This window comes from Acidimicrobiales bacterium (assembly GCA_041394245.1).
Classification (GTDB): Bacteria; Actinomycetota; Acidimicrobiia; order Acidimicrobiales; family Aldehydirespiratoraceae; genus JAJRXC01.
In genome coordinates this window covers 1,740,117-1,766,015 of record JAWKIR010000002.1, presented here as the reverse complement: position 1 = coordinate 1,766,015, position 25,899 = coordinate 1,740,117, and the positions used below count along the sequence as shown (strand labels likewise).

Genomic DNA, 25,899 nt, shown 5'->3' with positions numbered 1-25,899 from the left:
GTGCTGGTGGTCGAGATCCTCGTCGGCGTGATGGGTGGTCTCCTCGCGGTCGGCACCCTCGGTTCCGCGGTGCGAACCGTGGTCGTGCCCCGCGGTGAGCAGACCTTCATCGCCCGGCTCGCCGTGGTTCCGGTACGCAAGGCCTTCGACGCGGTCGCCGACCGCCAACACGATCCGGTTCGCCGTGATTCGATCAAGGCCCGGTTCGGTCCGTTCGCACTGATGATGTTCCCGTTCATCTGGGCCGGGGGCGTGATCCTCGGGTGCACCGGTCTCTTCTGGGCGCTCGGCGTCACGCCGCTCCGTGACGCGTTCGTGCTCTCCGGTTCATCGCTGACGACGCTCGGGATCCGCACGACCACCGACCTCCCGACCCTCGTCGTCGAGATCATCGAGGGCATTGTCGGTCTCGGGCTGGTCGCCCTCCTCATCAGCTTCCTGCCGACCATCTACAGCGCGTTCTCGCGGCGCGAATCGGCGGTGGCCAAGCTTCATCTCCGGTCGACCGGGCTCGACGGTGTTCCCAGCCCCGCATCGCTGCTGTTGCGTCGCCATCAGATCGGTTCGCTCGGGGAGATGGAGCAGATGTGGACCGAGTGGGAGGACTGGTTCGTGGAGGTCGAGGAAACCCACACGTCGTTCCCGATCCTCGTCTTCTTCCGATCCCCGGTTCCCGAGCGATCGTGGGTCGGCAGCGCCGGGATCGCCCTCGACACCGCCGCGCTCTACTGCTCGGTCCTCGACGTGCCGAGAGAGCCGCGTGCCCAGCTCATGATCCGTACTGGGACGCTCTCGCTGCGCCGGGTGTGCGACTTCTTCGGGTTCGCCTACGACCCCGACCCGCAGCCGACCGACGCGATCTCGATCACCCAACGGGAGTTCGACGAGATCTACGAACGTTTCGCGGCTGCCGGAATGCCGCTGGTGGCCGACCGTGAGCAGGCCTGGCGCGACTACGCCGGCTGGCGCGTGAACTACGACCGTCCGCTGCTCTCGCTCGCCTCCTTCGTCCACGCGCCACCCATTCCCTGGGCCACCGACCGGCCGATCGAGATCGCGGAGCAGCGTCTGCTCCCGCGACGGCGCTGACACTACGCTCCGCCCATGCAGACACGCGTCACCGAAATGCTGGGGATCGACATCCCGATCGTGCAGGCCCCGATGGGTTGGATCGCCCGATCACAACTCGCCTCGGCGGTTTCGATCGCCGGCGGTCTCGGCATCATCGAGACGTCGTCCGGCGAGCTCGACGTCATCAAGGACGAGATCGCCAGGATGCGTGAGCTCACCGATCGCCCGTGGGGTGTCAATGTCGCGCAGCACTTCGTGCGGGACCTCGACGGCCTCTTCGCCTTCCTCGTCGAGCAGCAGGTCTCGTTCGTGACCACCTCGGCCGGAGATCCGGCCGTACTGGCACCGCGGCTGAAGGATGCCGGTGTGACCGTCTTCCATGTCGTGCCCTCGGTTCGTGGCGCGGAGAAGGCGGTCGCCGCGGGCGTCGACGGTGTGGTCGTCGAGGGCATCGAGGGTGGCGGCTTCAAGTCGGTCGACGGACCCTCCACCCTGGTCCTCGTCCCTGAGATCGCGGCGAGGTTCCCCGACCTTCCGATCATCGCCGCCGGTGGGTTCGTCGACGGTCCGTCGATGGCGGCCGCGTTCGCCCTCGGCGCCGACGGGGTACAGATGGGCACACGGATGGTCGCCTCGCTCGAATCACCGATTCACGACAATTGGAAGCAGGCGATCGTTGCCGGCAGGGAAACCGACACCGTGCTCGTCAACCGCAACTTTCGGCCGGCCATGCGGACGATGAAGACCGAGAGGACCGTTCGTCTCGACGCCGACAACGAGCCGGCCACCCTCGGACTCGACGCGATGATGCGCACCTACTTCGGTGGCGACATGGAGGCGGGCCTCGCGATGAGCGGGCAGGTGCAGGGTCGGATCCACTCGGTGGAACCGGTCGCCGACATCCTCACATCGGCGTGGACCGACTGTCAGAAGGTGCTCGTCGAGTTGGGCCGACGGGCCTCCCTGACCGCAGGTTCGACCTCGAAGTAGTCGGCCTTCCGGAACCGGCCGACCGCGGCGACGAAGCGTGATGGAATCGCTTCGATGCGGCGGTTGTAGTCGCGCACGTTGCCGTTGAACAAGCGGCGGGCCGCCTGGATCCGATCCTCGGTGGTCACCAGCTCCCGCTGAAGCACGAGGAAGTGTTCGCTGGCGACGAGCTCGGGATACGCCTCGCTGACGGCCAGCAGATGTCGGAGTCCTTCGACGAGGATGTTCTCGGCCTGCGCCTGTTCGGCGGCATCGCCGTCTTGCGCGACGGCGCCGGCACGCGCCTCGATGACCTCGGTCAGGGTCGACTTCTCGTGGGCGGCGTAGCCACCCACCGTCTCCACGAGGTTCGGGATCAGGTCGTAGCGGCGCCGCAGCTCGGTCTCGACGTTCGACCACGAGTTGGTGATCAGGTTGCGCTGCGAGATGAAGCGGTTGAACGAGATGATGGCCGACGACGCGACGATCCCGGCGACGACGAGGGTGACGACGAGCGGCGACATGAGGTTCTCATCGGCATCCCGGCGACGAGATGGAGGAAGGGATCGAGTCGATTCCGGACGGTTCCGCAGCAGACTTGTCGGGTGGGAACCGCCGATGTTCGTCTGCGGCGTGCGGGACGTGCGCTGTCCGGAGGTGACCCCCGCGCGTACCGCGACAGCCTCGCGGCCCTCACGATCGCGGCGATCACGAGCCTCGTCGCGGGGGTGACCCTTGCACTGACGACCGACACCCTCGAGGAACTCCCCGGGCTGCTGCTGCTCGTGCCGGCCGCCCTCGCGGTGAAGGGCAACATCTTCGGCGCACTCGGCAGTCGCCTCGGCACCAGCATCCACGCCGGCACGTTCCGAGTGAGCCCACGGCTCGATTCGGTCGTCGGTGCCAACGTCACGGCGGCTCTACTCCTGAGCCTCGTCATCGCCGTGGCGATCGCCCTCCTGGCGAAGGGGGTCTCGGTCGTCTTCTCGATCTCGCCGACGATGTCGATCGCCGATTTCGTCGTGGTCTCCGCGACGGGCGGCGTTCTCGCGTCGGTGTTCATCCTCGCGATCACCCTCCTGCTGGCGGCTGGATCCGTGCGCTTCGGATGGGATCTCGACAATGTCGTGTCCCCCCTCGTGACGGCCACGAGCGATGTCGTCAGCCTCCCCGCCCTCGTCGTGGCGGCGTCGCTCGCCAGCGTCGACGGGGTGACGCCCGTGATCGCCGCGGTGCTCGTGGCTGCGTCGGCCGGCGGGTTGGCCTGGGCGCTCGTCACGAAGGCCCATCTGCTCCGTGTGATCGTTCGCGAATCGGTGCCGATCCTGGTGTTCGCCGGTCTTCTCGACCTGATCGCCGGGATCACCATCGAGAAGCGTCTGGAGGACTTTCTCGAGTTCCCCGTGTTGCTGGTGCTCCTCCCGGGGTTCCTCGGGACGGCGGGCGCGCTCGGCGGCGTGCTCTCGAGCCGGCTCGCCACCAAGCTGCATCTCGGCCTGATCGAACCGGGACCGATTCCGCGGGGCGACGCCGGCGCCGAGATCGCCATGATCTTCTCGTTGTCCCTGCCCGTCTTCATGATTGCCGGGCTCGTCGCCGAGATCGGCGGGATCGTCGCCGGCCAGGCCAGTCCGGGTCTCGTCGACCTCGTGCTCGTCGCCGTGATCGGCGGTGTGGCCGCGACCAGCTGTGTGGTGATCGTCGCGTACTACGCGACGGTCGTCGCCGTGCGATTCGGCCTCGATCCCGACACCTACGGCATTCCGATGGTGACCTCGACGCTCGATTTCGTCGGGGCGTTCACCCTGATTCTGGCCATCGTGGCCGTGGGAGTTGCATAGTCATGACACCGGAACAGAGGAAGTGATGGACGACAGACCCCGCAACCTGCGTGAGATGCTGGCCGAAGCGAAGGACCTGTCCGAACTGATGGTCGATCTCGCGTATGCCTCGCTGTTCTTCGGCGACCCCGACATGGCCGAAGAGGTCGGTGAGCTCGAGGACACGATGAACGACCTCGTGCAGGACATGCGTGGCGTCTGCATCATGGCCGTGCGGCGACCGAAGGAATCCGAGGGCATGTCGTCGGTGCTCCAGGTGATCAGCGCCATCGAGCGCATCGCCAACGACGCGGTCGACATCGCCCGCATCGTGACCCACAAGCTCGGCATCCCGGCCGAACTCGTCGTCAACCTCTCCGCGGCCGAAGAGGTCAGTCATCGGGTACTCGTGTCCGAGGGATCCCACATGGCCCATCGCGCGCTCGCCGCGCACGAACTGCCGGTGCAGACCGGGATGCGGGTGATGGCGATCCGTCGTGAGCGGCACTGGATCACCGACGTGCACGGCGACATCGTCCTCGTCCCCGGCGATGTCCTGTTCCTGCGCGGCTCGCCCGACGGGATCACCCGGCTGCGCGAGCTCGCCGCAGCGGCCCCGTGGCAGCCGCCGCAGGCGCCGGAGGACACGTTCACCACCGATCTCGACCGGGCCGTCGAGGTGCTCGTCGAGATGAAGAACCTGTCCGAGGTCGCCGTGGGACTCGCGTACTCCGCGCTGGTACTCGCCGACATCGGACTCGCGGCAGAGGTGCGCCAACTCGAGGACCGTCTCGACGAGATGAAGGACCGGCTGGAGTTGTGGGTCCTGCGGGCGGCGAGCGACAAGGTCGACCCATCGCCGCTGCGCGGGCTGCTCCATCTCTCGCAGGCGGCCGAGGACATCGGTGATCAGGCCCGCCAGATGGTGTGGTTGATCGAGCATCGCGAAGACGTGCATCCCATTCTCGGTCTGGCCCTGGGGGACAGCGACGAGGTCGCCGTGCGGGTTCCGGTGGCCGCGGGGAGCGAAGCCGATCAGGCCCTGCTCTCGCAGCTGCGACTCAACATCGAATCGGGGTTCACCGTGCTGGCGATTCGCCGGGGCGGTCAGTACCTGTACCGGCCGGGCGGGCGGACTCGCCTGCTGGCCGGCGACGAGTTGATCGCCAGCGGTCCCGACGAGGGCCGTGCGCTGCTGGCGCTGCGCTGCGGGTGGCGACTCGTCGACCCCGATGGCGACGGTGCGATGGAGCTGGAGCCGGTCCGAGCCGGGTAGGTTCCCTGCGATGGATGCTCCGCTCTGCCTCCTCACGATCCACGCTCACCCCGACGACGAAGCATCGAAGGGTGCGGGCACGGTCGCGAAGTACCACGCCGAAGGGGTCCGGACCGTCCTGGTCTGCTGCACCGGTGGGGAGGAAGGCGACATCCTCAACCCGGCCATGGACCTCCCCGAGGTTCGTGACAACATCGGCGAGATCCGGCGCCGCGAGCTCGACGCGGCGGCCGAGGCCATCGGCTACAGCACCGTCCACATGCTCGGCTACCGGGATTCGGGCATGGCCGATTCCGAGTCCAACAATCACCCGGACTGTTTCGCCATGGCACCGCTCGACGAGGCCGTCGATCGCCTCGTGGCCATCATTCGCGCCGAGCGTCCCCAGGTGATCGTCACCTATCCCGATGACCAGGGCGCATACCAGCATCCTGATCACCTCCGCGTCTACGACATCACCCATCCCGGCGTCGATCGGGCTGCCGACCCGGCCTACCGCCCCGAGCTGGGTGAGCCCTGGCAGGTCGCGAAGATCTACTTCACCAGCTGGTCGCGGGCCCGTATCCAGGCTCGCCACGATGCGTTCCTCGAACTGGGCCTGGAATCGCCCTACGACGACAGATGGTTCGAGCGACCCGACCGCGACGACCAGATCACCACCAAGATCTCGATCGAGGGCCACACCGATGCCCGCCGCGAGGGTCTGCTCGCACATGCCACCCAGATCGATCCCACCTCGAACTTCTGGTTCGGGTTGCCCGTCGAGGTCGACCGCGGGATCTATCCCGTCGACGACTACCAGCTCGCCACGGGCACCGCCGCCATCGCCGACGGTGAATCCTTCGAGACCGACCTGTTCGCCGGTCTTCGCTCCGAGGCCAGGGCGTGATGGACATCTTCGACGACGAGTGGCTCGCCGCCGCGGCCGAGGTGCTCGCTGCGCTGCCCGAGGTCGAGGGTGCCTCGGCTGTCATCGACTACGTGATCGCGAGTAGTCCCGCCGGCAAGGCGACGATCGGTGTGACCATCGACAACGGACGTGTGGTCTCGCTGCAGGCCGGCAAGTCCGACGACCCCGACGTGGTCATCTCGCTCGGATACGACGCGGCGTTGAAGATCCTCGGTGGTGAGATGTCGGGCGATGCCGGTTTCATGAACGGGGCGCTGAAGGTCGAGGGGGCCTACGAGCGCTGGATGCTCGCCCTGCGCCCGACCCGGCTGGCTGCCATCGAGGCGCTGGCCCCGGTCATGGCCGACACCACCACCTGATCCATCGGCCTCGTGGCCGGCGAGCTACCGCCGGGCCCGTTGCAGGTCGCGGATCTCGCGGAATCCGATGAGCGTCGCCCCTGCGGCAGCGAGTCGGGCCGGGAGGTCGCGATCGGTGAGCAGGTCGAGATCGTCCATCCGTTGGGTGGCATCGGGGTCGATCGCGCGGATCTCCTCGGCGGCGATCGCCGGCTCGAACGCGACGACCGTGACACCCGGACGCAGGTCGGCGAGGGTCGCCTCGAGGTGGCTGCGGGCGCCGCCGCGGACCAGCGTGAAGTGGTCGGGCATCAAGATGCCCTCCTCGGCGGCGAGGCGCCGGAAGGGGAATCCGGCGCGGTCCTCGGCATCGCCGCTCTCCAGCCGAACCGGGAGTTCGGCGTCGTACGCGATGTCGACGAGGACGTCGAAGAACTCGGGGCGCTGTTGCAGCGTGCCCAGATGGGTGGCGAGATGGGTGATGTCGAACCCCCACAGGCGGGCACGTTCGATCTGGGCCCGGCACTCGCGTCGCACCTCGTCGAGATCGGCGTGGTCCCATAGATCACCGACCGTTCGGGGGAAGCCGCCGTCGCCGTCGAGCAGGCTCGGCGCCGCAGTGAGTGGACCCCAGCGATAGCAGTCGAGGTGGCTGTTGAGGGTCAGATGGATGCCGAGATCGGCACCACCGTGGCGATCGGCCGCATAGCGCGACCACGGTCCGGGCATCATGACGGTGCCGGTGGTCGCGGCCCCGTCGCGCAACGCCGTGAACCCGCCCGATGTCGCCGCGTGGGTCGACCCGAGCTGGTCGGCGCTCAGGATCAGCAGCTTTGCGTCGGCATCATGGCCGAGGGCGGTCGCGAGTGATTCCACGTCAGGGACCGTAGCCGCCTACTCGAGCGGAACGTCGGGGCCACCGCAGACACCCCACAACCCGATGTCGGCGTCTCTCGCGGCACGCTCGGCCGATCGGAACAACGACTCGTAGTGATCATTGGGGTCATAGATCAGCACACCGGCGAACCCCCGCTCCAGGAGGTCGAGGTTGACGAACAGATCGTCGCTGCCACGCACGACATAGGCGAGGAGTCGGTCGTACTGGTCGCGGGGCTCCTCATCGAGGATCAGGGTGATCTCGGCGCCCTCGGGGAGCAGCATCTTGAGGTAGTCGCTGGCTTCCTCGCCGTAGCACTGGTCGGGCCGGTTCTCGGCGACCGACTCGGGCGTGTCGATCCCCAGCAGCCGCACCCGCTCACGTTCGCCGTTGACCAGCGCCACCAAGGTGTCGCCGTCGACGATGCGCTCGACGGTGGCGTTCGGGGCGAGCGACGGTTCGTCGGGCAGTGTCGCCGGCGTGGAACCAGTGTCCGTGGAACCAGTGTCCGTGGAACCGGTGTCGTCGGCGCAGCCGGCGAGGACGACGCAGACGGTCAGCAGGGCGAGGAGTCGGGCCACGGCGGTCAGTCTGGCAACTGGTACGGCGATTCAGGCTGCGTCGGCGTGGAGTTCGAGCGATTCGCCCTCGGCCAGTGCCGCCTGCCGGGCGCGAACGCGCGACTCCTGGAGCACGGCACGGGCGGCGGCGACACCGTCGAGGCCCCGTTGCCTGGTCCGCTGGTCGAGGCGCCAGCTGCGGTGGGGGGTGATGAGGCTGAGCTGGTTGGTCATGGGGGCATCTTGCCGAGGGGGTGTGACACTCGGCCCCCCGTGGCAGGATCTGGAGGATGTCTTCAGAACCGCACACGCCGCGTTACGGCATGACCGTGCCCTTCGACGGCCAGCCGCTCCACGCCCAGAAGGAACGTTTCCAACGCCTCGCGGCCCTCGGCTACACCGACCTCTGGTCGGCGGAGGCGATGGGTGCCGACGGACTCACGCCGCTCGCACTCGGCGCAGTCTGGGCACCGACGATGCGGCTCGGTACGGCCATCCTGCCCGCCTACACCCGCGGCCCGGCGCTGATGGCGCAGTCCGCTGCGGGGATGGCCTCCGCCGCCCCCGGCCGCTTCGTGCTGGGTATCGGCTCGTCGTCGAACGTCATCGTCGAACGATGGAACGGGGTGCCGTTCGTCGATCCCTACAAGCAGACACGCGACATGGTGCGCTTCGTCAAGGCCGCACTCACGGGCGAGAAGATCACCGAGGACTACGACAGCTTCTCGATCAAGGGGTTCCGGCTCGGTCTCGTGCCGGAGCAGCCCGTGCCCGTGCTCGTCGCCGCCCTGCGCGAGGGGATGCTGAAGATGGCCGGACGCGAGTCCGACGGCGCCATCGTCAACTGGCTCTCGGCCGACAACGTCGCCACCGTGTCGGCGGTCGTGCGCGCCGAGAACCCCGACGCGGAGATGGTCGCGCGCATCTTCGTCGCCCCGACCACCGACACCGAGTCGGCGCGTGCGACCGGCAAGTTCGCAGCCGCCGCGTACCTCAACGTTCCCGTCTACAAGGCGTTCCACGAATGGATGGGCCGGGGCGACGACCTCGGCGAGCACTGGGAGCAGTGGGAGGCGGGTGATCGCCAGGGCGCGCTGGAGAAGATCCCCGACCACATCATCGACGAACTGATCGTCCACGGCAGCTACGACGAGTGTCGGGCCCACCTGCAGCGCTATGTCGACAACGGCATCACCTGCCCCGCCCTCGCCCTGATGCCGTTCCCCGGCGTCGACATCGACGAAGCCATCGAGGGTCTCGCCCCCACCTCCTAGGTGTGACCGGTCACGAGCTCGGTCCCGCGGCGGCGGTGCGGAGGTGTTCGGTGAGGTCGGGCAGCTGCGAATGTGCGTTCAGGCCACTGGTCGAGGGCATCACGTAGACCGGCGAATCGCCGAGACGGCGTTGTTGCCAGCCCGCGGTGGCCTTGCGGTCGACGGCGGCGCGCCAGCCCGAGAGACCGACCATGCAGACGGCCGCCGGCCGGAGCCAGGCGCACAGCCGTTCGATCCGTACCAGACCCTCGTGGAACTCTCCCGCAGAGATCTCGTCGGCTCGCGGGGTCGCCCGTTTCACCAGGTCGGTCATCCCGATCCCGTGGTGCTCGAGCGCATGGCGGGCGTCACGGTCGACCGACACGATGCCGGCGGCGAGCGCAGCGGGCCAGAAGCGATTGCCGGCTCGACCGAAGCCCACGCCGAGGTCGGCCGAGTGCAGGCTCGGGTTGAGACCGCAGACGAGCATGCGCATGCCCGGGCCGACGGTGTCGGGCAACGACCGCAGACGGGTGAGCGACGTGTGGAGGTACGGCCAGTTCGCGGTCTCCTGATGGTCGTGGGCATCGATGGCGAACCCGGCGCCGACCAGCACGTCCTTGAGATGATCGTCGCGCCAGAGTGCGAAGCGCCGGCCGGCGAAGTCGCCGGTCGTGAACTCGGTGAGGTCCTGGTCGCCGCCGAACATCCCCAACTCCGCCGGCGCACCCACCTCGAGCACCCGGTGCAACTCGGCCAGCACAAGAGGCAGCGCCGGCCGGTCGACGTGGACGTAGACGGCGTTGGCAACCGCGCCGCCGAGCGACTCGCGGCGGAACGGGAGGTGGGCGGCCTCGCCCTGCAACGGAACCGCGCCGGGCACCCGCTCCCGGAGCAGGTCGAGCATTGCGGCGGCAGGGTCGAGCCCGATGGCGCCCTCGGGGAGCGTTGCGGTCAGATAGCCGGGGCCGCAACCGAGGTCGAGCAGCGGCGCGGCGGACGACGCGCGTTCCCGGAGCCGCTCGGCGGGCACCACCGACTTGCCGACCCGCGCCTCGGTCCACTCGCGAGCCCGCGCTTCATAGACGGCGTTGGTCGCCGGGTCGAGGCTCATCGGGTCAGCTCACGTGCCGGGCAGCGAGGCCTGCAGCTTCTGCATCCCGGCGAGCCAGCGGTCGCGGTCGCCGGCCCGACGTTGCTCGTACGTCGCGACCTCGGGGTGGGGGAGGATGAGGAAGTGCTCGTCGGCGAGTCCCCGGGCCACGGCGTCGGCCACATCCTCCGGCTCGATCATGCCCATCGCCTTGACGACCTCGATCGCGAGCTCGCCGTCGGCTTCGGTCATCGGTGTGCGCACTCCCTGCGGACAGAGACACGACACACCGACCCCCAGCTCCCCGTAGGTGATCTTGATCCACTCGGCGAGGGCGACACAGGCGTGCTTCGTGACGGCGTAGGGGGCAGTGCCGAGGTTGGTCAGGAGCCCGGCCGCCGATGCCGTGAGCAGCAGGTGGCCGCGTCCTCGCTCGATCCAGCGCGGCACGAGCACGCGTGCCGCGTTCACATGGGCCATGACGTTGACGTTCCAGTTGAAGTTCCAGACGTCGTTGGGGAGTTCGACGCCACCGTTGGCACCGACGCCGGCGTTGCCGCACCAGAGGTCGATCGGCCCGACGGTTGCCTCGATCCGGTCGATCAGCGCCTCGACCGCAGCCTGATCGGTCATGTCGACGACCTCGCCACGAGCAGGCACCCCGGCGCCCTCGATCTCCGCAACGACTTCCGCAGTGCCTGCCTCGTCGATGTCGACGATCACGAGCGCGGCGGCGCCGTCGGCAGCGAAGCGTCGGACCATCGCCCGGCCGATCCCGCTGGCACCGCCCGTGACCACGATGATGGTGTTGGAAACGTCCATGGCCGGATCGTAGGCCGTCCGGCCCAAATCACGATTTTCGGGCGTTTCCGGGCTCCCGACCGACGCGGTTGTCGCCTCGCGCGCGACTATGGTGCCCACACCACCCACGTGACCGGAGGTCGCAGAGAATGACGGAAGCCCTCAACGGCGCCCAGCTCGAAGAAGCTCTCGCAGTGATCGACCGTGGTCTCGGCGACATGATGCGGCGTGATCTCGTCGCGACCGCCGAAGTGGCCGACCTTCTCCTCGATCTGCGCTCGCTCCTCACCTTCGTGCCGGCCGACCCGACGGTCGAACCGGCCGGGGTCAACTAGCCCAGAACCCGACGAGCGATCGCCCCCAGGGCGATGCCCACCACGATGCCGCCGGCAACATCCGACGCGTGGTGAATCCTCACGTGTATGCGGCTCGTGGCCACGACCGCCCCGACGGCGTACCAGGCCGCCCCGCCGGTGTGCCGTGACAGAACTGCGGCCGCGACCATGGCCGCTGACGCGTGGCCGCTGGGGAAGCTGCTCGTCTTCGGCTGCCGCAGGTTGTGCGGCCGCGGCGTCTCCTGCACGGGGCGACTCCGCTTGAACAGCGACTTGACGGGACCGTTGACCAGGGCGGACTCGACGCCCAGGGCCGCGCTGAGTCCGACGGCGATCATGGGGTCGTCCTCGATGATGGCCTGGACGACGCCGCACGCGTGCCAGACGAGCGAGAAGTCCGCCGCCTCCGACGCCGTGTAGTACATCCGGTCGACGAGCGGCCGACCGCGGAAGCGTTCCCACCATTGGTCGATCGCTTCGTCGACCCGGTCGACCGCGGCGGTGACATCGCTCATGGGTCCACCCGGACGAGAAGGTCGTCGCCCACGGTCTCAGCGAGCCAGAGCGATCCCGGTGAGCTGAAGTGGATGCCGTCCGGCCGCAGGTCGTCGGTGCCTTCGGCCGCATTGATCGGGTCGCCGTCTGGACACATCACGGCGAACAGGTCGAAGGTCTGCAGGCGGGGGCGCTCCTCGACGACGCGAGGGATGAGCTCCTCGCCGATGTAGCGGATCCGATCGTCGTCGGTCGCGTTGCCGCCGTCCGGTTCGTCGAAGACCCCGAACACATCCGACGCACATGGCGGGATGACCCAGGTGACGGTGGCGCCGCCGGCGCTGAGCACGTCGTACGCCTGGACGTACTCGTCGATCAGGTACTCGTCGAAGACCGGATCTCCGGGTTCGCGGCGCCCGTCCCATCCGTCGAGTCGCCGTTCACGAAAGTCCGCAGCGTTCGAGATCACGATCACGATGTCGGGGTCGAACTGGCGGATCTGATCCGTCCAACCATCCCAAACGGCATTGCAGGCCGCGAGGATCTCGGTCTCGCGGCCACTGGTGTCGACGAAGACACCGCCCCGAGCGACGCCGCACCCTTCGGTGCCTGCCGACCACACGACCGCGGTGTCACGGTCCGCCGCCCATCGCTCCAGGCCGTAGCCGATCGTTCGTGAGACCGAGTCACCGACGACGAGTACCCGCGGGAGCGTTCCCTCATCGCGTCGAGCGTAGAGCTCGAGGTCGGCGATGGTTTTCGTCGCGTCCTGGACAACCCCCATGCGACGCATGTCCGATCGGTTCGATGTGAGGTCGTTCATGGCCACGAAGAATGGGTCCCGTGCTGCTCTGATCCCGTCTTCGATCGTCGACGCTTCGCCCTGTCCCCAGACGACCGTCGCTCCCTTCGACGTCAGAATGTCGAAGCCGGGCGCGAGTTGCGCACGAACCCAGTCGGCGGCGACCCCGAGATCGTCGCTCGACGCCGAGGCGAACGCGTCGGTTCCCTCCCACGCTCGGGCATCGAGGAAGACGACATCGGGGTCGTGCGTCTCGATGAGGTCAGCCCATCGCTCCGTGTCGGGACACGCGGTTCCGGACGACGACGAGCACCCGAACGAAACGGTCGCGGCGATCTCGACATCCTCGGAGGCAGCGGCGGCGGGGCCGAGCGTGTCTCTGGCGTAGGTCAGCCCGGGGGTGTCACCGATCACCACGACGACCATCGGGCCGTCGTCGATCACGGGCGGGGCCTCGCCGGCGCGTTCGCCGAGTCCGCCCAGGTCGGTGTCCACGTTCCGGAAGTGCAGCGCGAGGCCCGCGCCGGCGAGCACTACTGCCGTTCCGACGATGGCAATGGGGAAGCGGAGGTTGCCGGCGGGCGCCCGGCCGTAGCGGATCGGCGCTTCGAAGTACTTCGCCGACAGCGCAGCCAGGGCCAGGCTGACGCTCACCTGCAGGGCGAACAGCCACCATCCGTCGAGGCCCGTTCGATCCTCCGTCAGCGCCAGCATCAGCGGCCAATGGAAGAGGTAGACGCCATAGGTGATGCGACCCAGCGCAGCCAGCGGGCGCAGCCCCAGTAGGCGACTCAAGGGTCCTGCGTCCTCCACGAGGGAGTAGACGACGATGCAGCTCAGGAGCGAGAAGGTCAGGAAACCCCCGCGATACATGCGCCCGTCCGTCAGCGTCACGGAGAAGAACGCCCACACACTCGCTGCGTACGCGGCGAGACCCGCGAACCCGAGCACGTACCGGCCGCCCCTTCCCAGAACCGGACGTCGGTGCTGCAGCACGATCGCCAGGAGACACCCGAGCAGCATCTCCGCGGCGCGCGTGTCCGTGCCGTAGTACAGACGGTCGATCGATGCCCCGTCCTCGAACAGCCAGTACATCCAGGCGGTCGACGCGAACGCAGCCACCGCGAACCCGATCGCCAACACCCGCGGGTCGCGGGTGAAACGGATGACGGCCAGGAGGAGCAGTGGTGTCAGCAGATAGAACTGCTCCTCGACGGCCAACGACCAGAAGTGCTGGATGGGTGACGGCGACGTGAACAGATCGACGTAGGACGCGTCGGTGACGACGAAGTGCCAGTTCACGACCTGGCCGAGCGCGGCCGGAATCGAGCTGCGCAGCGCGTCGACCTGCTGCTCGGTCGCCAGCGTGAAGCCGAAGAGAATGACGCCGGCGAGCGTCAGGAGAGAGGCGGGCATGAGCCGCCGATATCGGCGGCCCCAGAAGCCCATGACCCGGAGCCCATCGGGATGCTCGAGCCGGCGCAGGAGGATCGACATGACCAGGAATCCACTGAGCGTGAAGAACTGCGACAGGGCGAGGAACGCACCCTTGCTGCCGACCTGCCCGTGGTACATGAGCATGGCCGCCATGCCCACCGCACGAACGCCGTCGAGGGCCGGAACGTGGCGGCTCAGCGCAGCGCTTTCGTTCGTGTGCATGGAAGACGAAGAGTACCCTCAGCGCGAGAACGCGCCAGATCCGGTGAACATCCCCCGGTGCCATCGGCGCGGCGTGGCGACCATGGCTCGGGGGTAGTCCTCGAACATCCATCGCGCGAAGTTGCGACGGGTCCAGGGGGTTGCGCCGGTCAGCTTCAACGCGCCGCGGGCGATCAGCGGGTGGCCGAGCATCGGAATGAGCAAGCGGGCCATCCGGTCATCGGCGACGAGCTCACGGCGGACCTCGCGCTCGTAGTCGGCCGGCGCGTCGCCGCCGGCGAGCACGGCTTCGGCCGCCAGCCGGCCGGTCAGCAGGGCCTGTCCGATGCCTTCGCCGGTCATCGGGTCCGTCACGGCCGCCGCGTCGCCCAGGAACATGGTGTGGGGTCCGACGAGGGGGACCCGACCGACCCGGGCGGGAATGGGCCAGGCCTTGTGCGGATCCTCCGGTCGGGCATCGGGGCCCAGCACCTCGCGGATGTGGGGGCGGCTGAGGAGGTCCGGCCACAGCTCCTTCATGTCGCCGACCGCGTGGGTTCCCCCACGCTGGATCCCGAACCCGATGTTGGCGCGGCCGTCGGCCAGCGGGAACGACCACGCGTAGCCGGGAAGGAGGTCTTCTTCGAACCAGATGATGAGCTCGTTGCCGGCCCGGGGACTCACGTTCTCGAAGTACTGGCGGAACGCGTGCCATTCGCCGCGATAGCCCTCGACGGCGAGGCCGAGCGCCTTGCGTACCGGTGACCACATGCCGTCGGCCGCCATGAGGTGCTGTGCGTGGACCGTGCCGACCCCGTCGATCTCGACAGTGATGCCGTGGGCGGTGGGTGTGGTGGAGACGAAGGCGGCGCCTTGGCGCAGGTCGGCGCCGGCGGCGATGGCGAGGTCGACCAGCGCAGAGTCGAGATCGATGCGCCGTGCGACCGCGGCGTGATAGCCGGGGCCCTCGGGCAGTGAGTAGCGCCGCTCCTTGCCCGATGGGGAGCGGATGATCACGTCGTCGACCACCCGCCACGACGAGACGGCGCCGGGATCGAGGCCGAGTCGTTCCAGCTCGCGCAGTGCCAGCGCGGTGAGTCCGTCGCCGCAGCACTTGTCGCGCGGGAACGTGGCCTTGTCGACGACGAGCACTTCGCGGCCGGCCCGGGCGAGGATTGCAGCAGCGGCTGCGCCCGCGGGCCCGGCGCCGACGATCAGGGTCTGCGTCTCGATGGTCATCGTGCGGCTCCGGTGATCTCCGAGAAGCTGCGCCGGAGATCGTCGGTCAGACGGTCGGGATCGGTCACCGCGGCCGGGTCGGACGACACGCCGATGTGTGCGGTGCCGGTATGGCTGAGGAGGGTGACGTTGATCGCGCAACCGCTGAGCGGGCCGAACGGGATCATGGCCCGGACCTCCCGGCCGCACAGATGGAGGGGCACCGGGCTGCCGGGAACGTTGGATGCGGCGACGTCGAGCGCCGAGCTGAAGGAGGAGAACGCCGACGCGGCCGCTGCGGCGGGGAGTCGACCGAGGCCGGCTGCGACGGGGCCGAGCAGCCGGTGAGCGGGGTCGTCCTTCGCGTGGCGCATCGCGTGATGGACCTGGGCAAGCAGGGTCGGGTGGTCGATCTCGTCGCGGAGATCGATCTCGACCCGGCCGGGGGCCCAGTGATTCCCCACACCGGCGCGTGCGTCGCGGGTGTTGATCGGGACCGAGATGTGCAGCGCTCGCTCGCCGCGCCCACCGAAATGGGCCGCCGTCGCCAGCGCGACGGCAGCGACGAACGCATCGTTGACGGTCCCGCCGACGCGGCGACCGGCCGTGCGCAGGTCGTCGAGGGGGATCGAGAAGAAGCGCAGATCGAGTCCGTCCGACCGCGCTGCGGGGACTGCGGGGTCCGACCCGCGTGGCCGCAGCATCCGAGCCATCGATCCGACTGCCTCGCCGAGGCTGCGGCTCGCCTCGGTCGCCTCGGGCAGGGATCGCATGGTCGTGAGTCGTTCGAGCGTCGCGCAGATGCCGCCGAGCGCCGCCGCCACCTCGTGGCGCACCGAACCGACCAGGTCCGGTGCGGTGTCGCTCGGAGGTGGCGGGGAGGGGAGCGGGGGCATGACCCGCGACTCGCTCGACTCGATGTCGAACAACTCAAGCATCATCTCGACACTGCCGACTCCGTCGCTGACGGCGTGGTGCGACTTGAGCAGCAGTGCGTCACCGCCGTCGGCCAGGCCGGTGAGATGGGTGAACTCCCAGAGGGGCCGCGAGCGTTCGAAGGGCTGGACCATGAGGTCGCGCACCACTTCGGCGAGACGGGAGTCGTCGCCACCGGCCAGCTGCAGGCAGCGGAGGTGAAAGCTCAGGCGGAAGTCGGGATCGACCGACCATCGTGGCGCGGCGATCGGGAGCGGGTCGGGCACCACGCGCTGGCGGAGGCGGGGCACCACGCGGCTCGCCCGCTCGACGCGATGGCACAGCTCGGCGCTGTCGAGCGGTGCGTCGAAACGGACGAGGGCACCGATCGTCGTGCGATTGCGAGGTCGCGACTCGATGTTCCACACGAGCGCGTCGACGTCGCTCATGCGCTCGTCGGCGAGTGCGGCGGTCATCGCCGCAGTCTAGGGACGCACCCGTCAGGGCACGGTGGTCGGGATCGTGGTCGATGTCACGGTGGTCGGTGGGGTGGTCGTCGGGATGGTCGACGAGCCGTCGCAGCCGATGCCCTCCGGCCGGTACCGGGCGGTCACCGTGTCGACCTCGGTGCGACCACTCTCGATCCACGTGCGGGTGCGCTCGGTCGTGACCCGGGTACACGACGTCCCCTCGGTGCGTTCGGTCTGGCCCGTCTGTTCCGCCTCGATCGTCTTCGTCGAGTAGAGGCGAACGGTGATCGAGTCGGCATCGGTCGTCGGCCAGATCAGCACGCCGTAGGGCGTGGTGTTGACGATCTGGAGATCGGGGGCCGGGAAGGAGACGGTGGCTTCGCGGCCGTAGGGATAGCGGTCGATGTAGATCGAGTGACTCTGGTACTCGCCGAAGTCGAGGCCGGCGAAGAAGGCCGCGTTGAACAGTGTCGTGGCGTATTGCGAGATGCCGCCGCCGACCGAACTGCTGAACACGCCGTTGCTGATGACGCCCGCCGACACGAAGCCGTTGTCGGTCGTTCGAGGTCCGACGAAGTCGTTGACCGAGAAGGTCTCGCCCGGTTCGATGATCGCACCGCGGGTCAGCTCGGCGATCCGGGCGATGTTGATGTTGCGGGTCTGGTTGGCGGTGTAGAAGGTCGTGAACTCGCCGACGAGCTCACGAATGCCCAACTCTTCGGCCCACGCGAGACCCTCGGCCTCGGTGTCCTCGATCGGGAAGATCGTGACGATCTCGTCGGTGCCGGCCCGGATCGCGTCCATGAGGCGCTCGGCGCTGTCCGCTGCGCAGCACTCGGTGCCGGGAAGGGCGCCGAGCAAGTACAGCTCGGCATCGAAGCCGACGACGAACTCGACGCCGTCGACGCCGTCGACGCCGACGGTCGGATAGATCTGCGCCAGCGTCGTCTGTACCCGGTCGGGATCGAACGTCAGGCCCGCCTCGTCGACGACACCGCCGACGTGGAGCCATTCGCGCAGCGTCGGGCTCCCGATCGAGCGCGTCTCCAACTGGCCGGCGAGGCGGACCTCGACCGAGCCCGACGTCAGTCGGTTGGCGGCGTCGGCCAGCGTCTGGTCGCCGACGACCTCCTGCACGCCGCTGATCGGGACCTCGATCGCTGTCACGTCGGCGTCGTCGACGGCAGCGAGCAGTGCCGCCTCGAGCGCATCGACATCAGCGATCGGGATCGAGGCGGGTTCGACGGCGACGAACTCGCCGTCGACGAGCTCGATCGCCGAAGTCTCGAACGCGAGGTCGAATGCGTCCGGTCCGAAGTGGGACTCGAGGCGGTCGCGGTCGACGGTCCACACCGGAGCGACCGTTCGGTCGCTGATGACGGCCGCCGTCCACCTGAAGATCCGACCGGGAAAGCCGCCGCGCGTGTCGGCTGCCGCATCGAGCGTTGCCTCGACATCGAGGACCACGCCCCATTCGCCGAGCGACTCGGTGCGACTGTCGCCGGCGAACGTGAGGGTGATCTCCCGGTCCGGAGAGAGTTGTGCGAGCCGGGCCGCGGCGGTCGCCCGATCGGTGTTGCCGATGGCGATTCCCTCGACGACCACACCGCGGGGAATGTCCTCGGCCGACGCGATGTCGTCCCACACGAACCGACCGACGAACGCGGCCAACACGATGCCGAAGACGACGGCCGTGAGGCGCGTCGCGCCGAGGGACTTCAGAGGGGGAATACGCCGCATGGGGATCGGGCCGAATGTAGCCGGGGAGCGGTTCAGAACAGCTTCAGGTTGGGCGACTCGATGCCGCGGAGTTCGTCGTAGTCGACCTCGACCCAGGCGATCTCCCGATCGGTGGCCAGAACCTTCGCCTGCGGCTTGATCTCCTGGGCGACGAAGATGCCCCGGACCGGACGCAGCATCGGGTCGCGGTTCAAGAAATCGAGATAGCGGGTCAGCTGTTCGACCCCGTCGATCTCTCCTCGCCGCTTGACCTCGATCGCGACCGCGATGCCATCGGCGTCGCGACACATCAGGTCGACGGGTCCGATGTCGGTCGGGAACTCCCGGCGGACCAGGCGCAGACCGTCGGCGATCGTCGTCGGATCGTCGGCCAACAGCTTCTGCAGGTGGGCCTCGACCCCGTCCTTTTGGAGGCCGGGGTCGCTGCCCATCTCGTGCGACGAGTCGCTGATGACATCGTGGAACGTGATCGTCAACACCTCGCCCTTGGGGCTGGTGACGGTCCAGACACCCGCGTCACGATCCTCGATCAGGCGGTTGGGGGCGTTCATCCAGTTGAGCGGCTTGTAGGCACCCCCATCGGCGTGGATGGCGACGCATCCGTCGGCCTTCACCATGACCAACCGCGTTGCGGCCGGGAGGTGGGCCTGGAGTCGACCGTCGTAGTCGACGGTGCATTCGGCGACGACGAGACGCATCGCGTGACCGTAGCGAGTGGGTCAGGTTCGCGCGCGGAGGCGGTGGCGGATCAGCTCCCGGCGAGCCTGGAGGTCTCGATAGGTCATCGCCTCGACGGTGTCGTCGACCCCGAACGCCGCACGGACGCCGTCGGGATCGAACTGGTAGTCCTCGGGGTTCATCCCCACCTGGGCCGCCAGGTTCTCGCCGTGGGTGGTGGCGAAGTAGGCGGCGATGTGAGCGATCTCGGCGAAGAGGTCGAGATCCGGGGCCAGCCGGGCGATCGCGCCGTCGAGGAACACCATGTTCTTCACGAAGAGCATGAGTTCCTTCGGCATCCGCGCGCCATAGCCGAGCAGCGCCTTGACGACCCGCTGGAGTTCGGCCACGAGTTCGTCGGCGGTCATCGTCGTGGGATCGACCGGCTCGCCGAGGATCCCCAGTTCCTCGGCCACGGCTTCGAGATCCGTGTCGGCCGGCAGCGCTCCGAGGTCGCGCAGCGCAGCGAGCTGGCCGAGAGGGTCGTTCATCATCCCGGAGATCAGGAGTCGCACGAAGGCCAGGCGGCGGGGTTCGCTCATGCGGCCGGTGATGCCGAAATCGAGCAGCGCCGTACGTCCGTCGGGGAGCACGTAGAGGTTGCCGCCGTGGAGATCGCCGTGGAACACGCCGTGGATGAGGGCGCCCTCCATGAAGCCGATCATGCCGGCGCGGACGACCGCGTGGGTGTCGACGCCGTGTTCCGCATAGGAGTCGAGGTCGTCGAAGTTGAACCCGCTGATGCGTTCCATCACGAGCACGCGTCGCGTCACCAGTTCGGGGTGGGGGCGGGGGATGACGAACTGGTCCTGGCCGAGTTCGGCGAACACCCGGGCGACGTCGAGCATGTTGTCGGCTTCGACACGGAAGTCGAGTTCCTCACTGATCGTGTGGGCGAACACCTCGACCAGCGCGGGCGGGTTGGCCAGCGCGGTGATCGGGATCCGGCCGACCAGCATCGGGGCGAGCCATGCCATCACCCGGAGATCGTCGTGGACCAGCTCGTCGACCGACGGGCGCTGGACCTTGACGACCACCGCGGTCCCGTCGAGCAGCGTCGCCCCGTGGACCTGTGCGATCGACGCCGCGGCGATGGGGGTGCGATCGAATGACGAGAACACCGCCTCGAGGGGGGCGCCGAGGTCTCGCTCGACCACCTCCCTGACCAGGTGGAATCCCTCGGCCGGTACCTGGTCGCGACACTTGATGAACTCGCTCACGAGCTCGGTCGGGAAGATGCCCTCACCGCTCGAGATGATCTGACCGAGCTTGATGTAGGTCGGGCCGAGGGTCTCGGCTGCTTCGCGGAGGCGGCGGGACAGGTCGGCCTTCGATGCCGACCCGCCGCGACGTCGGCCGGTCAGGGCCCAGGCCCCGAGCGCACCGCCGATGTGGCGCACCACCGTGACGGCGCGCCGACCGGGCGGCCGCCGCGACGGTGTGATCAGCGCGGGCAGACGTCGTCGTGTCGCTCGGCGCAACCCGGGTACGCCTGTGCGCCACCGCATCGAGTCGGGGTCGACATCCCAGGGGTCGACACTGTCCGACGTGACACTGTCCGACGTGACACTGTCCGACGTGACACTGTCCGACGTGACACTGTCCGACGCGAGACTGTGGGGGGAGTCGGTCATCGCCCCAGTATGGGGGGAGAATCAGCCCTCGAACGACGCGAGCGCCGCGAGTGCAGCCTCGGCGAGTTCGGGACGACACACCAGCAGGTCCGGGAGATAGGGATCCGCCTGGTTGTAGAGCAGTTCGCTGCCGTCGATGCGGCTCACGTGACAACCGGCGGCGGCCGCAACCGCGACCGGGGCACACGAGTCCCACTCGTACTGGCCACCGGAGTGGGCATAGATCTCACACTCGCCGCGGATGACGGCCATGGTCTTCGCGCCGGCGGAGCCCATTTCGACGAGATCGGCGCCGAGAACCGCGGCCACGTGGGTGGCCGCTGCGGGCGGGCGGCTGCGCGACACGATCATCCGCGGCGGAACGGCCGGGGATGCGGACAGTGTCGCGGGCGCACCGGTCGAGAGGACGAGTCCGAGGGCGGGCAGGGCGACCGCGCCCGCGATGGGTCGGTTGTTCTCGACCAGGGCGACGTGGACGGCCCAGTCGGTGCGGGGGACCTCGGAGAACTCCCGCGTGCCGTCGAGGGGGTCGACGATCCAGGTGCGGGCGGCGCCGAGACGGGCGAGATCGTCCTTTCCCTCCTCCGACAGGATGGCGTCGTCGGGTCGCAGCGCCGTGAGGCGCTCCATCAAGAGCTCGTGGGCCTGGCGGTCGCCTTCTGCCTTCAGCATCGCCGCCGGGGTGTCGGCGGCGGAGAGCCGTTCGCGGAGTTCGACGAGGAGTCGGCCGGCCTCGTCGGCGAGTTCGGCGGCGATCCGGTGGTCTTCGGGTGTGGCGGGCATGGTGCAAGGATCTCGTTTCCGACCGCTGGGGTCACTGGGCAATCGGACCCGGGTTCGTGTGACCCATTTCCTGTTCGCTCCGGGCGACCGTAACATTGGCCCTGCCTATGGCCTACGACCTGACCCACCTGCGACAGCTCGAAGCGGAATCGATTCACATCTTCCGTGAGGTGGCTGCCGAATTCGAGAATCCGTGTCTGCTGTTCTCCGGCGGCAAGGACAGCATCGTGATGCTGCGACTCGCCGAGAAGGCGTTCTGGCCCGCGAAGTTGCCCTTCCCGGTCATGCATGTCGACACCGGCCACAACTTCCCGGAGGTCATCGAGTTCCGCGACCGCCGGGTCGAGGAACTCGGCGCCCGCCTGGTGGTCGCCTCGGTGCAGGAGGCCATCGACTCGGGAAGGGTGGTCGAGGAGACGGGTCCTCGGGCGAGTCGCAACCGGTTGCAGACCACCGCACTGCTCGATGGCATCGAGACGCATCGTTTCGATGCGCTCTTCGGCGGGGCCCGTCGTGACGAGGAGAAGGCCAGGGCGAAGGAGCGGGTCTATTCGTTCCGCGACGAGTTCGGACAGTGGGACCCCAAGAACCAGCGCCCCGAGCTCTGGAGTCTCTACAACGGCCGTATCAACCGGGGCGAACACATCCGCGTCTTCCCGATCTCGAACTACACCGAGCTCGACATCTGGCAGTACATCAAGGAAGAGGGAATCGAGATCCCCAACGTCTACTTCGCACACCAGCGAGAGGTGTTCGAGCGCGACGGCATGCTGCTGTCGACGGGTCCTTTCATCACCCTCATGGACGACGAGGAGCCGTTCACGGAGACGGTGCGCTATCGCACGGTCGGCGACATGAGCTGCACCGGCGCCGTCGAGTCGTCCGCCGACACGATCGACAAGATCATCGAGGAGGTCGCGGCGACGCGCATCACCGAACGCGGTGCCACGCGGGCCGACGACCGGGTCTCTGAAGCGGCGATGGAAGACCGCAAGAAGGAGGGGTACTTCTAATGGAGATGCTCCGATTCGCAACCGCCGGTTCGGTCGACGACGGCAAGTCGACCCTCATCGGACGGCTGCTCTACGACACGAAGACGATCTTCGAGGACCAGATGGAGGCCGTCGAGCGCGCGTCGGTCCAGATGGGCACCGAATACACCAATCTGGCGCTCCTCACCGACGGGCTGCGGGCAGAGCGCGAGCAGGGCATCACGATCGATGTCGCCTACCGCTACTTCCACACACCGAAGCGCAAGTTCATCATCGCCGACACCCCGGGCCACACGCAGTACACGCGCAACATGGTCACCGGCGCCTCCACGGCGGATCTGGCGATCGTGCTGCTCGATGCTCGCAAGGGTGTGCTCGAGCAGTCGCGGCGGCACGCGTTCCTTGCGTCGCTGTTGCGTATTCCGCACCTCGTGCTCGCGGTCAACAAGATGGACCTCGTCGACTACGACCAACAGCGTTTCGAGGAGGTCAAGGACGAGTTCCGTGCGTTCGCGAGCAAGCTCGACATCGCCGACCTCACCTTCATCCCGGTGTCGGCGCTCCACGGCGACAATGTCGTCGAGCGCTCGGCCAACATGGGCTGGTACGAGGGTCCGTCGTTGTTGCATCACCTCGAAGAGGTCCACATCGCCTCCGACCGGAACCACATCGACACCCGGTTCCCCGTGCAGTACGTGATCCGTCCGCAGTCCGACGAGTTCCACGACTATCGCGGCTATGCCGGCACGATCGCCGGCGGCGTGCTGCGCCCCGGCGACGATGTCGTGGTGTTGCCGTCGGGATTCCAGTCCACCATCAAGTCGATCGAGACCCTCGATGGTCCGCTCGATGAGGCGTTCGCGCCGATGGCGGTGACGGTGCGGCTCAACGACGAGATCGACATCTCCCGTGGCGACATGATCTGCCGCCCCAACAACCAACCCGTCGCCTCACAGGACGTCGACGCGATGGTCTGCTGGATGAGTGAGCGGGTCAATCTCGGCGTCGGCGCCAAGCTGGTCATCAAGCACACGACCCGCACCACCAAAGCGATCGTCAAGGACCTCCAGTACCACCTCGACATCAACACGTTGCACCGCGACGAGGAGTCGATCGAGCTCGGACTCAACGAGATCGGCCGTGTGCGGTTGCGTACCCAGGCCCCGCTCTTCTTCGACGAGTACCGGCGCAACCGTCTCACGGGCAGCTTCATCCTGATCGATGAGGCCACCAACGTGACCGTCGGCGCCGGCATGATCCTCGGCGAGTCGTCGTAGCTCGTGGCGTCGCAGAGTCCGAACGTCGTCTGGCATCCCGGGCATCTCTCGCAGACCGAACGCTGGGATGCGATCGGTCATCGTGGGGCGACGGTGTGGTTCACGGGCCTTTCGGGTTCGGGCAAGTCGACGGTCGCGACCGCCGTCGAGAAGGCTCTGCTCGAGGTCGGTCGGCCCTGCTATGTGCTCGACGGCGACAACGTCCGGATGGGACTCAACGGCGATCTCGGCTTCTCCGCCGAGGACCGCGACGAGAACGTGCGGCGCGTCGCCGAGGTCGGCCGGCTCTTCGGCGATGCCGGCGTGGTGGCGCTGATACCGCTGGTCTCTCCCTATCGTGCTGCCCGCGACAACGCCCGAGCCCTGCACCAGGCCGCCGACGTGCCGTTCTTCGAGGTGTTCGTCGACACCCCGATCGAGCTGTGCGAGCAACGCGACGTGAAGGGCCTCTACGCGAAGGCGCGGGCCGGCGAGATCACGGGGTTCACCGGCATCGACGATCCCTACGAGCCGCCCCTGTCGCCGGAGCTGCGGCTGGTCCCCGAAGACGGCGACGCCGACGAGATGGCTGCCCGGGTTCTCACGCTGCTCGGATGAGCCGCACAACCCGCGCGATCACAGTGCCGCTGCTCGTGCGCTCAGCGTTCTCGTTCTTCACCGGGCTTCGGCCGGGTTAGCCGGGTCTGGGTTTCCAGTTGCGGTGGTGGAAGCTGCAGCGAGCCTTGCCGTTGTGGTGGCTGGTGTGGCCGCCGCCGTCCCATTCCTTCACATGGTCGATCTCGCAGTGCCGGGCCGGGATCTCGCAGCCGTCGTGGTCGCAGACCCGGTCGCGGGCGCAGACGGCCTCTCGTAGCGCGCCGGTGAAGAGCCGTTGCTTGCGGCCGTAGTCGAGGATCACGCCGGGTGATGCGAACACGAGTCGGCGCACGTGGCCGGCCAGGGCCTGTTCGATCATGCGGGTGGGTGAGATGACGGTGCCGTCGTCGAGCTCGCACAACCGCTCGATGCCGCCGACCGGTGCCGGGCCTTCGACGCCGAGATAGTTCGAGAGGGCGATCGTGAACGTGTCGATGTCGGCATGGATGATCACGAGCGGCAGCGGCCGGGCCCCGTCGACGGGTGCGGTCGACGCCCGCACCGCCATCTCCACCAACGCATCGGCCCGCCGTTGCGCGGGGGTGCGCCACAGCCGGTCGACGGTGACCGCGTCGCCGTATTCGGCCTTGGCCTGTTGCCAATCGGCGTCGAACAACTCGGTCTCGATACGGCGCAGCGCCTCGGCGAACGTGGCACCACCGACCGGATCCAACCACGCATCGACCCGGACCATGTCGGCCAGCGTCTTCGACACGTGCGCCTCCCGGTTGACCTCACGCGGATCGGGCGGCTCCGGGTCGTCGCCCCGGCGGGCCTCGTCGACCACCTGCTCCCAATACGCCACCGCCCGCTCGAAATCTCGAAACGACAACGACCCCGCCTTGGCGAGCAGGAACGACTCCGCCTCGACGAACTCCGGCCGAGACGCCGCCCGCGCCAACCGACGGGCGTGGTTCGCCGTGATCGCCCCATCGGAAAGCGCCAACGCAGTGCCCGGCATCGACCGCAACGCCCGCGCCAACGACACCACCGACGACGCTTCACCGCTATGCATCCGGCACCGATGCCGCAGCGCCACCTTCACGGAACGATGCTGCCCCGCCGCCCACTGCATCGACGCGTCGTACGCCCCGACCACCTCGGCCTCCAACGCGGCCAACTGGGCCTTCAGACGTTGCACCGCCACCGCCGACGCCTCGACCTCGACCCCCGGCAGACACGCGAAGTCGACCTTCGCCGCCAGCCGTATCGCCTCACTCAGATCATCCAACTCCGCCAGACCCATACACGAAAACTACCGAAAGGGTATGACACCCAT

General features: G+C 68.2%; 26 protein-coding genes. 11 read left to right on the top strand and 15 right to left on the bottom strand.

Annotation, left to right across the window (positions count from 1 at the left end):
* Both R2707_08900 and R2707_08895 read left to right on the top strand, forming a co-directional pair.
* The gene (locus R2707_08900) at nt 1–1,089 is read left to right on the top strand and encodes a hypothetical protein (protein MEZ5245199.1); all 1,089 of its coding nucleotides are present in this window, start codon (nt 1–3) and stop codon (nt 1,087–1,089) included.
* Between the two features lie 15 nt (nt 1,090–1,104).
* Entirely contained in the window at nt 1,105–2,061 is a 957-nt protein-coding gene (locus R2707_08895) for a nitronate monooxygenase (GenBank protein MEZ5245198.1), read from the top strand.
* Here R2707_08895 and R2707_08890 read toward each other — a convergent pair.
* A complete protein-coding gene (locus tag R2707_08890) occupies nt 1,998–2,564 on the bottom strand; it encodes a LemA family protein (GenBank protein MEZ5245197.1) in 567 nt (188 codons plus the stop codon). The genes R2707_08895 and R2707_08890 overlap by 64 nt on opposite strands.
* Before the next feature lie 81 nt (nt 2,565–2,645).
* Here R2707_08890 and R2707_08885 point away from each other — a divergent pair, with 81 nt between their 5' ends.
* The 4 genes from R2707_08885 to R2707_08870 are packed head-to-tail and all read left to right on the top strand — an operon-like array spanning nt 2,646 to nt 6,405.
* Nucleotides 2,646–3,881 carry a magnesium transporter gene (locus R2707_08885; GenBank protein MEZ5245196.1) on the top strand — a complete coding sequence of 412 codons (1,236 nt, stop codon included), beginning with the start codon at nt 2,646–2,648 and terminating at the stop codon, nt 3,879–3,881.
* Nucleotides 3,882–3,906: 25 nt separating this feature from the next.
* Nucleotides 3,907–5,136, top strand: a complete 1,230-nt coding sequence (locus R2707_08880) for a TrkA C-terminal domain-containing protein (protein ID MEZ5245195.1) — start codon at nt 3,907–3,909, stop codon at nt 5,134–5,136.
* Nucleotides 5,137–5,146: 10 nt separating this feature from the next.
* Nucleotides 5,147–6,025 carry a mycothiol conjugate amidase Mca gene (gene mca, locus R2707_08875; GenBank protein ID MEZ5245194.1) on the top strand — a complete coding sequence of 293 codons (879 nt, stop codon included), beginning with the start codon at nt 5,147–5,149 and terminating at the stop codon, nt 6,023–6,025.
* The gene (locus tag R2707_08870; GenBank protein ID MEZ5245193.1) at nt 6,025–6,405 is read left to right on the top strand and encodes an SCP2 sterol-binding domain-containing protein; all 381 of its coding nucleotides are present in this window, start codon (nt 6,025–6,027) and stop codon (nt 6,403–6,405) included. Before mca ends, R2707_08870 begins: the two co-directional genes overlap by 1 nt.
* 24 nt (nt 6,406–6,429) lie before the next feature.
* Here R2707_08870 and R2707_08865 read toward each other — a convergent pair whose 3' ends face one another.
* From R2707_08865 to R2707_08855, 3 genes are read right to left on the bottom strand one after another with little or no spacing between them, the layout of a single operon-like run.
* Nucleotides 6,430–7,260 carry a ChbG/HpnK family deacetylase gene (locus tag R2707_08865; GenBank protein MEZ5245192.1) on the bottom strand — a complete coding sequence of 277 codons (831 nt, stop codon included), beginning with the start codon at nt 7,258–7,260 and terminating at the stop codon, nt 6,430–6,432.
* A gap of 18 nt (nt 7,261–7,278) precedes the next feature.
* The gene (locus tag R2707_08860) at nt 7,279–7,842 is read right to left on the bottom strand and encodes a thermonuclease family protein (GenBank protein MEZ5245191.1); all 564 of its coding nucleotides are present in this window, start codon (nt 7,840–7,842) and stop codon (nt 7,279–7,281) included.
* Between the two features lie 30 nt (nt 7,843–7,872).
* Nucleotides 7,873–8,055, bottom strand: a complete 183-nt coding sequence (locus R2707_08855) for a hypothetical protein (protein MEZ5245190.1) — start codon at nt 8,053–8,055, stop codon at nt 7,873–7,875.
* A 56-nt stretch (nt 8,056–8,111) separates the two neighbouring features.
* On the opposite strand from R2707_08855, the gene R2707_08850 reads away from it, so the two are divergent.
* On the top strand, nt 8,112–9,095 hold the full coding sequence (locus tag R2707_08850; GenBank protein MEZ5245189.1) for an LLM class F420-dependent oxidoreductase: 984 nt from the start codon (nt 8,112–8,114) through the stop codon (nt 9,093–9,095).
* A gap of 10 nt (nt 9,096–9,105) precedes the next feature.
* Here R2707_08850 and R2707_08845 read toward each other — a convergent pair whose 3' ends face one another.
* Both R2707_08845 and R2707_08840 read right to left on the bottom strand, forming a co-directional pair.
* The gene (locus tag R2707_08845; protein ID MEZ5245188.1) at nt 9,106–10,188 is read right to left on the bottom strand and encodes a uracil-DNA glycosylase family protein; all 1,083 of its coding nucleotides are present in this window, start codon (nt 10,186–10,188) and stop codon (nt 9,106–9,108) included.
* A 9-nt stretch (nt 10,189–10,197) separates the two neighbouring features.
* Nucleotides 10,198–10,989, bottom strand: coding sequence for an SDR family oxidoreductase (locus tag R2707_08840; protein ID MEZ5245187.1), 792 nt, complete (start codon nt 10,987–10,989; stop codon nt 10,198–10,200).
* Between the two features lie 128 nt (nt 10,990–11,117).
* Here R2707_08840 and R2707_08835 point away from each other — a divergent pair, with 128 nt between their 5' ends.
* Nucleotides 11,118–11,303 (top strand): hypothetical protein, encoded by a 186-nt coding sequence (locus R2707_08835; protein ID MEZ5245186.1) that lies wholly within the window; start codon nt 11,118–11,120, stop codon nt 11,301–11,303.
* On the opposite strand, the gene R2707_08830 is transcribed toward R2707_08835, so the two are convergent.
* Genes R2707_08830 through R2707_08795 form a run of 8 tightly spaced genes read right to left on the bottom strand, consistent with a single transcriptional unit; the run spans nt 11,300 to nt 21,715 of the window.
* On the bottom strand, nt 11,300–11,818 hold the full coding sequence (locus R2707_08830; GenBank protein MEZ5245185.1) for a phosphatase PAP2 family protein: 519 nt from the start codon (nt 11,816–11,818) through the stop codon (nt 11,300–11,302). The two genes, R2707_08835 and R2707_08830, sit on opposite strands and share 4 nt — an antisense overlap.
* Nucleotides 11,815–14,259, bottom strand: a complete 2,445-nt coding sequence (locus R2707_08825) for an acyltransferase family protein (GenBank protein MEZ5245184.1) — start codon at nt 14,257–14,259, stop codon at nt 11,815–11,817. The genes R2707_08830 and R2707_08825 overlap by 4 nt, the downstream gene beginning before the upstream one ends.
* An 18-nt stretch (nt 14,260–14,277) precedes the next feature.
* The gene (locus tag R2707_08820; protein ID MEZ5245183.1) at nt 14,278–15,477 is read right to left on the bottom strand and encodes a geranylgeranyl reductase family protein; all 1,200 of its coding nucleotides are present in this window, start codon (nt 15,475–15,477) and stop codon (nt 14,278–14,280) included.
* Nucleotides 15,474–16,847 (bottom strand): wax ester/triacylglycerol synthase family O-acyltransferase, encoded by a 1,374-nt coding sequence (locus R2707_08815; protein MEZ5245182.1) that lies wholly within the window; start codon nt 16,845–16,847, stop codon nt 15,474–15,476. Before R2707_08815 ends, R2707_08820 begins: the two co-directional genes overlap by 4 nt.
* A 24-nt stretch (nt 16,848–16,871) precedes the next feature.
* Complete coding sequence (locus R2707_08810; protein ID MEZ5245181.1) at nt 16,872–18,581, bottom strand: VanW family protein; 1,710 nt, start codon at nt 18,579–18,581, stop codon at nt 16,872–16,874.
* A 32-nt stretch (nt 18,582–18,613) separates the two neighbouring features.
* A complete protein-coding gene (gene nucS / locus R2707_08805; GenBank protein ID MEZ5245180.1) occupies nt 18,614–19,279 on the bottom strand; it encodes an endonuclease NucS in 666 nt (221 codons plus the stop codon).
* Nucleotides 19,280–19,300: 21 nt separating this feature from the next.
* Nucleotides 19,301–20,932, bottom strand: coding sequence for an AarF/UbiB family protein (locus R2707_08800; protein ID MEZ5245179.1), 1,632 nt, complete (start codon nt 20,930–20,932; stop codon nt 19,301–19,303).
* A gap of 21 nt (nt 20,933–20,953) precedes the next feature.
* Nucleotides 20,954–21,715, bottom strand: a complete 762-nt coding sequence (locus R2707_08795; GenBank protein MEZ5245178.1) for a 3'(2'),5'-bisphosphate nucleotidase CysQ — start codon at nt 21,713–21,715, stop codon at nt 20,954–20,956.
* A gap of 107 nt (nt 21,716–21,822) precedes the next feature.
* On the opposite strand from R2707_08795, the gene cysD reads away from it, so the two are divergent.
* The 3 genes from cysD to cysC are packed head-to-tail and all read left to right on the top strand — an operon-like array spanning nt 21,823 to nt 24,581.
* Nucleotides 21,823–22,728, top strand: a complete 906-nt coding sequence (gene cysD / locus R2707_08790) for a sulfate adenylyltransferase subunit CysD (GenBank protein ID MEZ5245177.1) — start codon at nt 21,823–21,825, stop codon at nt 22,726–22,728.
* Nucleotides 22,728–23,984, top strand: coding sequence for a sulfate adenylyltransferase subunit CysN (gene cysN / locus R2707_08785; protein ID MEZ5245176.1), 1,257 nt, complete (start codon nt 22,728–22,730; stop codon nt 23,982–23,984). The genes cysD and cysN overlap by 1 nt, the downstream gene beginning before the upstream one ends.
* 3 nt (nt 23,985–23,987) lie before the next feature.
* Entirely contained in the window at nt 23,988–24,581 is a 594-nt protein-coding gene (gene cysC, locus R2707_08780; protein ID MEZ5245175.1) for an adenylyl-sulfate kinase, read from the top strand.
* A 76-nt stretch (nt 24,582–24,657) separates the two neighbouring features.
* On the opposite strand, the gene R2707_08775 is transcribed toward cysC, so the two are convergent.
* Complete coding sequence (locus tag R2707_08775) at nt 24,658–25,866, bottom strand: DUF222 domain-containing protein (GenBank protein MEZ5245174.1); 1,209 nt, start codon at nt 25,864–25,866, stop codon at nt 24,658–24,660.
* Nucleotides 25,867–25,899: the final 33 nt, after the last annotated feature.

What these genes read in the sequence shown, in the direction of transcription:
- R2707_08895 (MEZ5245198.1), top strand. Translation starts at nt 1,105, where the DNA reads ATGCAGACACGCGTCACCGAAATGCTGGGGATCGACATCCCGATCGTG.
- R2707_08890 (MEZ5245197.1), bottom strand. Translation starts at nt 2,564, where the DNA reads ATGTCGCCGCTCGTCGTCACCCTCGTCGTCGCCGGGATCGTCGCGTCG.
- R2707_08880 (MEZ5245195.1), top strand. Translation starts at nt 3,907, where the DNA reads ATGGACGACAGACCCCGCAACCTGCGTGAGATGCTGGCCGAAGCGAAG.
- mca (MEZ5245194.1), top strand. Translation starts at nt 5,147, where the DNA reads ATGGATGCTCCGCTCTGCCTCCTCACGATCCACGCTCACCCCGACGAC.
- R2707_08870 (MEZ5245193.1), top strand. Translation starts at nt 6,025, where the DNA reads ATGGACATCTTCGACGACGAGTGGCTCGCCGCCGCGGCCGAGGTGCTC.
- R2707_08855 (MEZ5245190.1), bottom strand. Translation starts at nt 8,055, where the DNA reads ATGACCAACCAGCTCAGCCTCATCACCCCCCACCGCAGCTGGCGCCTC.
- R2707_08850 (MEZ5245189.1), top strand. Translation starts at nt 8,112, where the DNA reads ATGTCTTCAGAACCGCACACGCCGCGTTACGGCATGACCGTGCCCTTC.
- R2707_08845 (MEZ5245188.1), bottom strand. Translation starts at nt 10,188, where the DNA reads ATGAGCCTCGACCCGGCGACCAACGCCGTCTATGAAGCGCGGGCTCGC.
- R2707_08840 (MEZ5245187.1), bottom strand. Translation starts at nt 10,989, where the DNA reads ATGGACGTTTCCAACACCATCATCGTGGTCACGGGCGGTGCCAGCGGG.
- R2707_08835 (MEZ5245186.1), top strand. Translation starts at nt 11,118, where the DNA reads ATGACGGAAGCCCTCAACGGCGCCCAGCTCGAAGAAGCTCTCGCAGTG.
- R2707_08830 (MEZ5245185.1), bottom strand. Translation starts at nt 11,818, where the DNA reads ATGAGCGATGTCACCGCCGCGGTCGACCGGGTCGACGAAGCGATCGAC.
- R2707_08825 (MEZ5245184.1), bottom strand. Translation starts at nt 14,259, where the DNA reads ATGCACACGAACGAAAGCGCTGCGCTGAGCCGCCACGTTCCGGCCCTC.
- R2707_08820 (MEZ5245183.1), bottom strand. Translation starts at nt 15,477, where the DNA reads ATGACCATCGAGACGCAGACCCTGATCGTCGGCGCCGGGCCCGCGGGC.
- R2707_08815 (MEZ5245182.1), bottom strand. Translation starts at nt 16,847, where the DNA reads ATGACCGCCGCACTCGCCGACGAGCGCATGAGCGACGTCGACGCGCTC.
- R2707_08810 (MEZ5245181.1), bottom strand. Translation starts at nt 18,581, where the DNA reads ATGCGGCGTATTCCCCCTCTGAAGTCCCTCGGCGCGACGCGCCTCACG.
- nucS (MEZ5245180.1), bottom strand. Translation starts at nt 19,279, where the DNA reads ATGCGTCTCGTCGTCGCCGAATGCACCGTCGACTACGACGGTCGACTC.
- R2707_08800 (MEZ5245179.1), bottom strand. Translation starts at nt 20,932, where the DNA reads ATGACCGACTCCCCCCACAGTCTCGCGTCGGACAGTGTCACGTCGGAC.
- R2707_08795 (MEZ5245178.1), bottom strand. Translation starts at nt 21,715, where the DNA reads ATGCCCGCCACACCCGAAGACCACCGGATCGCCGCCGAACTCGCCGAC.
- cysD (MEZ5245177.1), top strand. Translation starts at nt 21,823, where the DNA reads ATGGCCTACGACCTGACCCACCTGCGACAGCTCGAAGCGGAATCGATT.
- cysN (MEZ5245176.1), top strand. Translation starts at nt 22,728, where the DNA reads ATGGAGATGCTCCGATTCGCAACCGCCGGTTCGGTCGACGACGGCAAG.
- R2707_08775 (MEZ5245174.1), bottom strand. Translation starts at nt 25,866, where the DNA reads ATGGGTCTGGCGGAGTTGGATGATCTGAGTGAGGCGATACGGCTGGCG.